Source organism: Streptomyces niger (genome assembly GCF_000718305.1).
Lineage (GTDB): Bacteria > Actinomycetota > Actinomycetes > Streptomycetales > Streptomycetaceae > Streptomyces > Streptomyces niger.
The window spans coordinates 49,479-60,660 of record NZ_JOFQ01000031.1; the positions used below are offsets into that span (position 1 = coordinate 49,479).

General features: G+C 70.6%; 11 protein-coding genes. 2 read left to right on the plus strand and 9 right to left on the minus strand.

Features of this window, described 5'->3' with window-relative positions; genetic code table 11:
- Positions 1-351 precede the first annotated feature (351 nt).
- Both IF20_RS34325 and IF20_RS34330 read left to right on the plus strand, forming a co-directional pair.
- Positions 352-1,146, plus strand: coding sequence for an ECF subfamily RNA polymerase sigma factor, BldN family (locus IF20_RS34325; protein ID WP_052869354.1), 795 nt, complete (start codon positions 352-354; stop codon positions 1,144-1,146).
- Between the two features lie 357 nt (positions 1,147-1,503).
- A complete protein-coding gene (locus IF20_RS34330) occupies positions 1,504-2,709 on the plus strand; it encodes a DUF5667 domain-containing protein (RefSeq protein WP_052869355.1) in 1,206 nt (401 codons plus the stop codon).
- Positions 2,710-2,862: 153 nt separating this feature from the next.
- Here the strand turns inward: IF20_RS34330 and IF20_RS34335 are convergent, their stop codons facing one another.
- The 9 genes from IF20_RS34335 to IF20_RS34370 form a co-directional block, all read right to left on the minus strand.
- Positions 2,863-3,840, minus strand: coding sequence for an aldo/keto reductase (locus IF20_RS34335; RefSeq protein ID WP_052869356.1), 978 nt, complete (start codon positions 3,838-3,840; stop codon positions 2,863-2,865).
- Between the two features lie 174 nt (positions 3,841-4,014).
- The gene (locus IF20_RS34340; protein ID WP_052869357.1) at positions 4,015-5,019 is read right to left on the minus strand and encodes a lysophospholipid acyltransferase family protein; all 1,005 of its coding nucleotides are present in this window, start codon (positions 5,017-5,019) and stop codon (positions 4,015-4,017) included.
- A 14-nt stretch (positions 5,020-5,033) separates the two neighbouring features.
- On the minus strand, positions 5,034-6,083 hold the full coding sequence (locus IF20_RS34345) for an NAD-dependent epimerase/dehydratase family protein (RefSeq protein WP_052869358.1): 1,050 nt from the start codon (positions 6,081-6,083) through the stop codon (positions 5,034-5,036).
- Positions 6,084-6,370: 287 nt separating this feature from the next.
- Positions 6,371-6,469, minus strand: coding sequence for a 30S ribosomal protein bS22 (locus tag IF20_RS38615; RefSeq protein ID WP_003948845.1), 99 nt, complete (start codon positions 6,467-6,469; stop codon positions 6,371-6,373).
- 162 nt (positions 6,470-6,631) lie between these two features.
- Positions 6,632-6,841 (minus strand): helix-turn-helix domain-containing protein, encoded by a 210-nt coding sequence (locus IF20_RS34350; protein ID WP_014144137.1) that lies wholly within the window; start codon positions 6,839-6,841, stop codon positions 6,632-6,634.
- A gap of 128 nt (positions 6,842-6,969) precedes the next feature.
- Positions 6,970-7,785, minus strand: a complete 816-nt coding sequence (locus IF20_RS34355; protein WP_052869369.1) for a phosphatase — start codon at positions 7,783-7,785, stop codon at positions 6,970-6,972.
- A gap of 114 nt (positions 7,786-7,899) precedes the next feature.
- Positions 7,900-9,075, minus strand: a complete 1,176-nt coding sequence (locus IF20_RS34360; RefSeq protein ID WP_052869359.1) for an acetoin utilization protein AcuC — start codon at positions 9,073-9,075, stop codon at positions 7,900-7,902.
- Entirely contained in the window at positions 9,026-10,288 is a 1,263-nt protein-coding gene (locus IF20_RS34365; RefSeq protein ID WP_052869360.1) for an MFS transporter, read from the minus strand. The genes IF20_RS34360 and IF20_RS34365 overlap by 50 nt, the downstream gene beginning before the upstream one ends.
- Positions 10,289-10,395: 107 nt before the next feature.
- Positions 10,396-11,040 carry an HAD family hydrolase gene (locus IF20_RS34370; RefSeq protein WP_052869361.1) on the minus strand — a complete coding sequence of 215 codons (645 nt, stop codon included), beginning with the start codon at positions 11,038-11,040 and terminating at the stop codon, positions 10,396-10,398.
- Positions 11,041-11,182: the final 142 nt, after the last annotated feature.

Sequence of the window (11,182 nt, forward strand, 5' to 3'; positions counted from 1 at the left end):
CCTGAGGGTGCGTCAACACGCCCGTACGAACACGCGTACCGCTGTGTGCAGGGCAAACCTTCCTCCTGCCGCACCGCCCCGCTGCCCCCCGTGTGGCGCCCGAGGTGCCACAACACGCCCCACAAGCAGCCAGATCACGTCACTTTGTGATCAATTTCTGTTCAACATCACATACTTGAACGAACAGAAATACGTAACAGACCAGACTGAATCGACGATTTGAGCAACTGGGTGTAGCGCTGCCTGTACGAAGCGTTATTCTCCTCAGACGCAAACCGGAACCCATAAGCCCCTACCGCGGGTGAACGGTCCCGCACTGCACGTGATGGAAGCTCTGCCTCTGGGAGTCCCGTGTACCCACACGTCGGGGTTGACGCCTCGGGCCTGGCTACGCTGCGTACGACACTCGTCGACCACCTGCGCAGTTTTGTCCCCACCGCGTACGCCGTCCCCGCCCTCGCCACACCAGCCCCTGCCACAGGACCCGCCAGCGCCTGCTACGCCCTGGCGGACGCCAGGACCGCCGTCGGCGCCAGGTCCGCCGGCAGCCGTACGCGCCGCGGCGGCACGACCACCGCCCGGCGCCCCACCGACAGCGACAGCCGGCGCATGATGGAGCTCGTCGAGCGCGCCCAGGCGGGCGAGGCCGACGCCTTCGGCCGGCTCTACGACCAGTACGCCGACACGGTTTACCGCTACATCTACTACCGCGTCGGCGGCCGGGCGACCGCCGAGGACCTGACCAGCGAGACGTTCCTGCGCGCCCTGCGCCGGATCGGCACCTTCACCTGGCAGGGCCGCGACTTCGGGGCCTGGCTGGTGACCATCGCGCGCAACCTCGTCGCCGACCATTTCAAGTCCTCGCGCTTCCGCCTGGAGGTGACCACGGGCGAGATGCTCGACGCCAACGAGGTCGAGCGCAGTCCCGAGGACTCGGTCCTCGAATCCCTGTCCAATGCCGCCCTCCTCGAAGCCGTCCGCAAACTCAACCCCCAGCAGCAGGAATGCGTCACGCTCCGATTCCTGCAGGGCCTGTCGGTCGCCGAGACCGCCCGCGTCATGGGCAAGAACGAAGGAGCGATCAAGACCCTCCAGTACCGCGCGGTCCGGACGCTCGCGCGGCTGCTGCCGGACGACGCCCGCTGACCACCCCCACCCCTCCGCGTCCCGACCGTCCCCCTCCCCCGTGTCCCCGCTCGCCCCCCGAACGGCCGCCCCGGTGCCGAACATCCGTCCCACGCGCCACTCTCATTGTGCCGCCAAGCCTTGACCAGGCCATGACTTTCAGCCATCGCGCGGTACCGGTCCGTCACATCATCGTGAGGGCGTAACCCGAGTACCTCGCCGCTCGTTGTGCGGAATGCAGGCTCCCTGCGGACACGCCATGCCCGCGGCCGCTCACTCGATCGAGTGGTTGCATGCAGGGCGTGCAGCCTTCCGGCCCTGCTGGATCGTCAAGCCAGTCCGGGGAGTCGAGCGGGATGATGAGAGGAGGTGCCGCCCGTGATCGCGAACGTATCGGTGCACCGGCGGGCTAACGCCTTCGCCCAGGCTCTGGAGGACCAGGACCTCCGGGGCGCGGCCGATGAGCAGATCGACACACCGGAGCAGGAGCCGAGGGAACCCGAGACCGCCCGGATGCTGGCAGTCGCCGGCGGCCTGGAGGAGCTCCCCAGGCCGACCCTGGACCCGGAAGCGCGCACGATCCAGCGCGCACAGCTCATCGCCGCGATGGAGGCCGCCTTCGCCGAAGGCGGCGCACCCTCCGACGGCGCGAAGGTGCCCCAGCAGCGCGGCGTGCGAGGCGCGCACCGCGCCGCCAAATCACTCGGGCGGCTGCGCCCACGGACCCGGCTGTCCCGAAGGCTCGCCGCCGGCGGGCTGACGGTCGGCGTGGCGGCCGGCGCGTTCAGCGGAGTGGCCGCCGCCAGCTCCGACGCGCTGCCCGGCGATTCGCTCTACGGCCTCAAGCGCGGCATGGAGGACCTCAAGCTCGGCATGGCCGGGGACGACTCCTCCCGCGGCCGGCTCTACCTCGACCAGGCCTCCAGCCGGATGCACGAGGCCCGGCGGCTGATGGAGCGCCTCAAGTCGGGTCCGCTGGAGCACGAGACGCTGTCCGAGGTACGCAGTTCGCTGTCGGGCGTCACCCAGGACGCCGGCACCGGCCACCGCCTGCTGCACGACGCGTACGAGCGGGACGGCTCGCTCGGCGCCATCCAGGCGCTGGACTCCTTCACCTCCTCGCATCGCGAGGGGTGGGCGCAGCTGCGCGACCGGCTGCCGGTCCAGCTCGCCGACGTCTCCCACGACGTCAGCTCGGTCTTCGACGCCATAGACGAGGAGGTCGGGCCGCTGCGCCCGCTGCTCCCGAAGAAGGCCCACGAGGGCGTCGGGGACGGCGCACCGGCCGCCTCGGACGGCGCGGAGCAGGGCCACTCGGCGTCGCCGTCCCGCTCCGGCAGCCCCTCGGCGAAGGGCGAGAAGCACGACTCGCCCACGCCGAAGCCGTCCTCGTCGTCCTCGTCGAAGGAGGACGGCCTGCTGGGCGGCAGCACCGGCGGCCTGCTCGACCCGCCGAAGCAGGACAGCCCGTCCCCCTCGAAGGGCGAGGGCGAGAGTCCCGAGCCCGTCGAGCCGGACGTCACGATCCCGCCGCTGCTCCCGGACCTGCTCCCGGGCCTCGGCGTCGACGGCCAGGACGAGTAGCGGCGCGCAGCGAGCGCAGCGCGCCGACCGCGGCCCGGCGGCGCCGGGTGGTCTTCCGGTCCTTCCCTCCAGAAGAACACCCGGCGCCGTCGCATGCGTACGGCCCCGCGGGTCCGTACCGGGCCGGAGCTCCGGGTCGGTACGGGCCGCTCCTCAGTGCCCGCTGACCGGGCGTGCCGTGTACGGGCCTTCGAGCCGCTCGATCTCGTCGGCGGTGAGCCGGAGCTCCAGCGCGGCCAGCGCGTCGTCGAGGTGTCCCGCCTTCGACGCGCCCACGATGGGCGCGGTCACCGGCTCCTGGTGCAGCAGCCAGGCGAGCGCCACCTGGGCCCGGGGCACGCCGCGCTCCGCCGCGATCGCGCCGACCGTTTCGACGATCTCCCGGTCGCCTTCCTGGTACAGCGTCTTGCCGAACTCGTCCGTCTGCGCGCGGTTGCTGGTGGCGTCCCAGTCCCGGGTCAGCCGGCCGCGGGCCAGCGGGCTCCAGGGCAGCACGCCCACGCCCTGGTCCGTGCAGAGCGGCAGCATCTCCCGCTCCTCCTCCCGGTAGAGGAGGTTGTAGTGGTTCTGCATGGAGACGAAGCGGGTCCAGCCGTTGCGCTCGGCGGTGTACTGGGCCTTGGCGAACTGCCACGCGTACATCGAGCTGGCCCCGATGTAGCGGGCCTTGCCGGCCCGCACCACGTCGTGCAGGGCCTCCATCGTCTCCTCGATCGGAGTACGGGGGTCCCAGCGGTGGATCTGGTAGAGGTCGACGTAGTCCGTGCCGAGCCGGCGCAGGCTGTTGTCGATCTCGGTCATGATCGCCTTGCGGGACAGCCCGGCGCCGTTGGGCCCCGGCCGCATCCGGCCGTTGACCTTCGTGGCGAGCACGATCTCGTCGCGCCGGGCGAAGTCGGCGAGCGCCTTGCCGACGATCTCCTCGCTGGTGCCGTCGGAGTAGACGTTGGCGGTGTCGAAGAAGTTGATCCCCGCCTCGACGGCCTGCCGGACGAGCGGGCGGGACTGCTCCTCGCCGAGGGTCCAGGGGTGGGGGCCGCGGTCGGGCACGCCGTAGGTCATGCAGCCGAGACAGAGGCGGGAGACGTCCAGGCCGGTGGATCCGAGCTTTACGTACTGGGTGTTGGACATGATCCGATTCTGTCCCGGAGGTGTCCCCGCGGAACACGAGGCACCCCCGGCACAGACGTCACAGTCGGACGCCGCCGCTGGTCGCACGCCGGACGCCGCGGCCCGGGCAGCACGCTCCGGGCAGCACGCTCCGGGCAGCACGCTCCGGGCTTCACGACTCGGGTGGCGGGATCGTCAGAAGAAGACCGAACGCCGTTGCACCAGCAGCTTGTAGAGCGTGTGCTGAATCGTTTCGCGCACCTGGTCCGTGAGGTTGAACATCAGCATCGGATCCTCCGCCGCCTCCGCCGGATAACCGTCCGTCGGGATCGGCTCGCCGAATTGGATGGTCCACTTCGTCGGCAGCGGCACCGCGCCCAGCGGCCCCAGCCACGGGAACGTCGGGGTGATCGGGAAGTACGGGAAGCCCAGCAGCCGCGCCAGCGTCCGGGCGTTCCCGATCATCGGGTAGATCTCCTCCGCGCCCACGATCGAGCACGGCACGATCGGCACCCCGGACTTCAGCGCCGTCGACACGAAGCCGCCGCGCCCGAAGCGCTGCAGGCGGTACCGGTCCTTGAAGGGCTTGCCGACGCCCTTGAAGCCCTCCGGCATCACGCCGACCACCTCGCCGCGCTCCAGCAGCCGCTCGGCGTCCTCCGTGCAGGCCAGGGTGTGTCCGGCCTTCCGCGCCAGCTCGTTGACCACCGGCAGCATGAACACCAGGTCGGCCGCCAGCAGCCGCAGATGGCGGCCTGCCGGGTGCTGGTCGTGGATGGCGACCTGGAGCATCAGGCCGTCCAGCGGCAGCGTCCCGGAGTGGTTGGCGACGATCAGCGCCCCGCCCTTGTCCGGGATGTTCTCGATGCCCTTCACCTCGACCCGGAAGTACTTCTCGTACATCGGCCGGAGCACGGACATCATGACCTGGTCGGTGAGCTCCTCGTCGTACCCGAAGTCGTCGACCTCGTACTCACCGGTGAGTCGCCTGCGCAGGAAGTTGAGCCCGCCGGCGATGCGCTGCTCCCAGGTCGCGCCCGGCTCCTCGGGCACGTCCGGCGGAGCCGCGGCCGCTGCCTCCTCCTGGCGCGGCGGCGGTACGGGCGTCAGCGCGCCGTTCCGCGCCGCGCTCCCCGACCGCTTGGTCCTTCTCCGCGAGCGCGGTTCCTCGCCGAACGGAATGACCTTGGCGTCCGCCATCGTGGGTGAACTCCTCACTGGGTCTGGGCACTGGCTGCGGGCAGCAGCGCGGCGAGCCGGTCGACGGTACGGGAGACGCTCTCGGGGGGCAGCAGGCCGGGCCCGCGGCTGCGGACGAACTCCGCGAAGGTCTCGGCCGTGGTGTACGCCGGGTCGAACCCCAGTGTCTCGCGCATCTGGGTCGTCCTGACGACCCGGCCGTGCGTGAGCATCCGGATCTGCTCCGGCGAGAAGTCGGTGATGCCGAGCGAGCGCAGCATCGAGCCCGCCCAGGTGACCGTCGGCAGCAGCAGCGGCAGCGTGGGCCGGCCCAGCCGCCGCGAGCACTGCGAGAGCACCAGAACGCCGTCGCCCGCGATGTTGAACGTGCCGCTGTTGAGCGTGGACCGGCGCGGCTCGGCGGTCGCGAGGCGCAGCGCCTCGATCGCGTCCTCTTCGTGCACGAACTGCAGCCGCGGGTCGTACCCGAGGACGGTGGGCAGCACGGGCAGCGAGAAGTACTCGGCGAGCGGGGAGTCCGCGCACGGCCCGAGGATGTTGGCGAACCGCAGCACGCAGACCGCGACGTCGGGGCGCCGGCGGGCGAAGCCGCGGACGTACCCCTCCACCTCCATGACGTCCTTGGCGAAACCGCCGCTGGGCAGCGACTTGGCACCGGTGGTCTCGGTGAAGACCGCGGGGTCACGGGGCGCGGAGCCGTACACGCTTGTGGAGGACTTCACGACCAGCCGCTTGACGTGCGGTGCCTTCTGGCAGGCGCCGAGCAGCTGCATCGTGCCGATGACGTTGGTCTCCTTGACCGACGAGCGGCTGCCGCGGGAACCGAGCGGGGTCCCGTGGATGTCCATGTGCACGACGGTGTCCACGCCGGTCTCGGCGAGGACCTTGGCGATGGCCGGATGTCTGATGTCGGCTCGGAGGAATTCCGCGCCACCGAGGTGGTGCTCGGGCGGTACGGCATCCACGCCGATCACCCGGTCGACGTCGGGATCACGCTGGAGCCGGCGCACGTATCGGCCGCCCAGCTGACGTGCGACTCCCGTGACGAGCACGACCTTGCCCAAGATCAGCCCTTCCTTCCCACCATCGTCCCCCGCCCGCCCCCGCACGTGCTGAGATGTGGCGGCCCACGCTATCCGGTCGGTGTTGCGCTGTGATGACCTGTGGACAACCCCGAGCGACTTTCGGCCTGGTCCGGTCCTGCACACCGAGGTCCCGTCCGGGTCTTCGGGCGCCCGGCCGCCGCTCGTGTGCGCGTACCGGGTACCCCGCTTCCCGGCAGCAGTGCCCCCGAACGCACCGCAGCCCCCCACCGTGCGGTGGAGGGCTGCGGAGTCGCGCTCAGCTTCGCTTACTTCTTGTTGCGACGCTGAACACGCGTGCGCTTGAGCAGCTTGCGGTGCTTCTTCTTGGCCATCCGCTTGCGCCGCTTCTTGATAACAGAGCCCACGACTACCCTCGCTCACTTCGAATCACTCGGTGCGGGGCGTCCGAGCCCACACTACCTACATCGGGCCAGCCTACCTGGCGCCGAGCGTACGGCGTAATCCGAGGGTTCCCGTGACCTCCGTACGGCCTCATCAGGCCCCGAAAGAGCCTGTCAGGCCCCCCGTCAGGCCGATTCCACCCCCACATAGGACTCGCGGAGGTAGTCGTGGACCGCCTGCTCCGGTACCCGGAACGACCTCCCCACTCGGATCGCGGGCAGATGACCGCTGTGCACCAAGCGGTACACGGTCATCTTCGACACTCGCATCACTGTGGCAACTTCCGCCACAGTAAGGAACACGACCTCATTCAGAGGCCTCTGGTCTGCAGCCATGACACACCTGGTCCTTCCGCACATGACGGGCACCGGCTTCCCCTCCGGTGACTCTTCGTCGCTATGCGCTCACTCCCCAGGTTAGGGGCGGGTGATGCGAGTGGGGAAGAGGAGTAGCCATCGGCCGCCTACTGTGACAGACACGCTCGATTGAGTACATAGCGAGTAAGCGGTCGGTAGTAATCAGACCGCACAGCGTCATCAAGCGGAACTACGACGGACACCCGCCCCTCCGCCTGCCCGACGAACAGTGCCGGATCGTCCGTATCCGCCAGGCCGATGGCCTCAAAGCCCAGCTGACCTGCTCCGCAGACCCATCCGTGGTCCCCGATCACGAGCTCGGGAAGGGGCCCGGCGGCGTCTGCGGCGGCACCAAGGGCACTACGAACCGGGAGGGGGGAGTGCGTGTGGACTCCCGGCTCCCCGAGGTCCTCCTGCGCGCCTGCTTCGCGCATCCGCGCGACTCCTCGTACGTAGGCAAGGTTGTACGTGCGTACCCCAAACCGGGTCATTATGTCGATACTTGTGCCGTACGCAGGGGTGAGGACGGGGCACCCGGCCGCCGACAAAGCGTCTGCAAGACCGCTGTAGAAGCCGGTGAGACGGCCCGGATGCCCGGTCCCGATCAGTACCGGCGAGCGACTGCCGGCCGCCTCGCCCAGCCGGTCGGCGAACGCATCGAGGGCGGCCACGGTCCGGTCCGGGTCGATGACATCTGTGCCAGAAATATGCGCAGGATCGGCCGAAACCCCACATCGCGCTTCCATGAGCCCCAGCAGATCACCGACGGACCACTCCCCTTCGGGCTCCAACCCGATCAGCGCTCGCGGGTCCCCCGCCGCGAACAGGCGGTAGCGGTGCAGACTCTTCTCCCGCGAAGTCGCGATCACCCCCGCGAGCCGTGCTTCGACCAGATGCGCCCGCAGCGCGCCAGTGCTCAACACGCCGCCCATGCTGGCGGCCGGGCTTCCACCTCATGCCCTGACTGATGGGTAATCACACGTTCGAGGGGCGTGAGCGACGCGAAGCGTACGTAAGTGAACCGGCCGACTCCGCCTCTACGGCAGCAGCCCGTGCGCCGGGAACACCGCCCGGCGGGTGGCCAGGATCGCCTGGTCCAGCCGGTCCGCCGGGTCGTACCCGCTGTCCGCGAAGTCCCGGAACGCCGGCTCCCGCCCGTCCGTCATCCGCCGCGGCCCCGGCTGCCGGGTCAGCCGGTACACCTCGTGCCGCCACTCCTCCGGGATGTCCGTCGCCGGCTCCAGCGGCTGGCCGGCCGCGATCGCGACCAGGTGCGTCCACGTCCGCGGCACCACGTCGACCACCGCGTATCCGCCGCCACCGAGCGCGACCCACCGCCCCTCGCAGTGCTCGTGCGCCAGCCGGTGACAGGTCTCGGCCACCGCGCGCTGTGCGTCCACGCTCACCGCCAGATGCGCCAGCGGGTCCTCGAAGTGCGTGTCGGCGCCGTGCTGCGTGACGATCACGTCGGGCGCGAATCCGGCCACCAGCTCGGGCACCACCGCATGGAAAGCCCGCAGCCACCCCTCGTCGCCCGTGCCGGCCGGTAGCGCCACGTTCACCGCGCTGCCCTCGGCGCCCTCGGCACCGGTCTCCTCCGGCCAGCCGGTCTGCGGGAAGAGGGTGCGCGGGTGTTCGTGCAGCGAGATCGTCAGGACCCGGGGGTCCTCCCAGAACGCGGCCTGCACGCCGTCCCCGTGGTGCACGTCCACGTCCACGTACACCACCCGGCGCGCGCCCAGCTCCAGCAGCCGCGCGATCGCCAGCGCCGCGTCGTTGTAGATGCAGAAACCGGCCGCGCCGCCCGGCATCGCGTGGTGCAACCCGCCGGTGAAGTTCACCGCGTGCAGCGCGTCCCCGCGCCACACCGCCTCCGCCGCGCCCACCGACTGGCCCGCGATCAACGCCGACACCTCGTGCATCCCGGGGAACGCGGGGTCGTCCTCGGTACCGAGCCCGTACGCCGCCTCCGCGGCCTTGGGGTCGGCCGAGGCCCGCTGCACGGCCTCGATGTAGTCCTGGCGGTGCACCAGCCGCAGCGTGGACAGGCCCGCCGCCTTCGCGGCCCTGACCTGCACCGGTGCGCGGTGGAGGCCGTACGCCTCCACCAGCCGCATCGTCAGTGCCAGCCGTACCGGATCCATCGGATGGCCGGAACCGAAGTCATAGCCCGTTACTGCCTCGTCCCACATCAGCTGTGCGCGGCCGCTCATGTCCGCCACCGTATCGGGCCCGTCCGCCGCCGAACGACGGGGCGTACACCAGCGTCACCAGGACGAGCGCCATCGGGATCAGCATCGCCCCGCGATAGCTCCAGGCCTCCCCCACCGCGCCCACCAGCGGCGAACCGACCAGAAAACCCACATAGTTGAAGATGTTCAGTCGCGCGACGGCCGCATCCGACGCTTCCGGACCGCGCGCCGCCCCGTGCGCCTCGTACGCCTGCCGGCCGGCCGCCGCGAACGTCTGCGGCACGATCACACAGAGCCCCAGCCCCAGCAGCGTGAAGCCCACCATGCCCGGCCACGCGCCGGGCGCCACGGCCACGACGGCGAACCCCGCGGCGGCCACCACCGCACCCGCCCGCACCACCGCCACCGGCCCGAACCTCCGCACCCCCAGGTCGCCCACGCTCCGCCCCAACAGCGTCGTGACCATGTACACGTTGTACGGGACGGTCGCCAGCTGCTCCGAACTGCCCAGGACGTCCTGCAGGTACTTCGCGCTCCAGTTGGAGACCGTCGAGTCCCCGATGTACGCGAACGCCATGACGAGGCAGAGGGGAAGCAGCAGCCTCATCGAGAGCGTGGCGGGGGCGACCCCTGCGGCGCCCGCGGGCCGACGCTCCTGGTCCACGTACCAGCGGCCCGCGATCAGCACCGCCGGCACGGCGACCGCGGCGGCCGGCCCGTACAGCACGGCCAGCGGCAGCTCCCCGTGCGCGCCCACCCAGGCCAGCGAGGCGCCCACGATGCCGCCGAGGCTGTACGCCGCATGGAAGCCGAGCATGATGCTGCGCCCGTAAGCGCGCTGCAGGCTCACCCCCAGCATGTTCATCGAGGCGTCCAGCGCCCCGACGGTCAGCCCGAACACGGCAAGGGCCACGGCGACCTGCGCCAGACCGCTGCCCGCGCCCACGGCCACCAGCGCCAGGCAGACCACCGGCTGCATGCACCGCAGGACGAGCCCCGGCCGGACCCGCTTCACGAGGTGCTCGGTCGCGACGCTGCCCACGCCGGCCAGTACGGGCACGGCGGCGAGGAAGGCGGGCAGCAGCGCGTCGGAGATGCCGTACCGGTCCTGGATCGCGGGGATCCGCGTCACGAGCAACGCGAAGACCGCGCCCTGGGCGAAGAAGCTCAGGGCGAGCGCGGCCCGGCCGCGCCGGAGGCGGGGCTCAGGGCCGAGCCCGGAAACGGCGGTCATGGCGGGCCAGCGTAGAACTCCCCGCTACCGATGGGTAGATGAATCACACAAGGAGAATCGCACGAGGAGGATCACGCGAGGGGACGAGCAGGAACACGCGAGGGAGATCACGCGAGGAGGCCCGGGAGCTCGGCCATGTCGGTGAAGAGCGCGGTGGCGCCGGCCAGGCGGTCGGCCGGGGTCATGGCCGTGAACCCGTACACGTCCATGCCGGCCGCGATCGCCGCCTGTACGCCCAGGGGACTGTCCTCGACGACCACGCAGCGCTCGGGGGCGACGCCCCTCTTCTCCGCCGCGTACAGGAAGAGGTCGGGCGCCGGCTTGCCGCGGCCCACGTCCTCCGAGCTGAAGATGCGCTCGTCGGTGAACCACCGGTCGAGCCCGGTCTTCCGGTGCCCCACCCGGATCCGCTCATGGCTGCCGGAGGACGCGACGCAGTACGGGGTGGCGGCCGCGGTGAGTTCCGCGAGCAGTTCCGGTACGCCGGTGACCGGGGTCAGCTCCTGCTCGAAGGCGGCGAAGACCCGCGTGTGGAACTCGGCGTCGAAATCGGCGGGCAGCCGCTGCCCGGTCCGCTCCGCGACGAGGTCGTGCACCCGGTGCATCGCGGCACCCATGTAGTCCCGGAGGGATTCCTCGTACGTCGTCGGGTGCCCGAGTTCGGTGAGGTAGCCGGCCAGGATCGTATTGGAGATCGGCTCACTGTCGACGAGCACACCGTCGTTGTCGAAGATGACCAGGTCGTATCGCATGGCAAAGACCCTAAACGCCGGGCCATGGACGTCGAGGCCGGTAAACGCAGGAAAGCCCCGCACCATACGGTGCGGGGCTTTCCCACAAAGATTGTTCGGCGGCGTCCTACTCTCCCACAGGGTCCCCCCTGCAGTACCATCG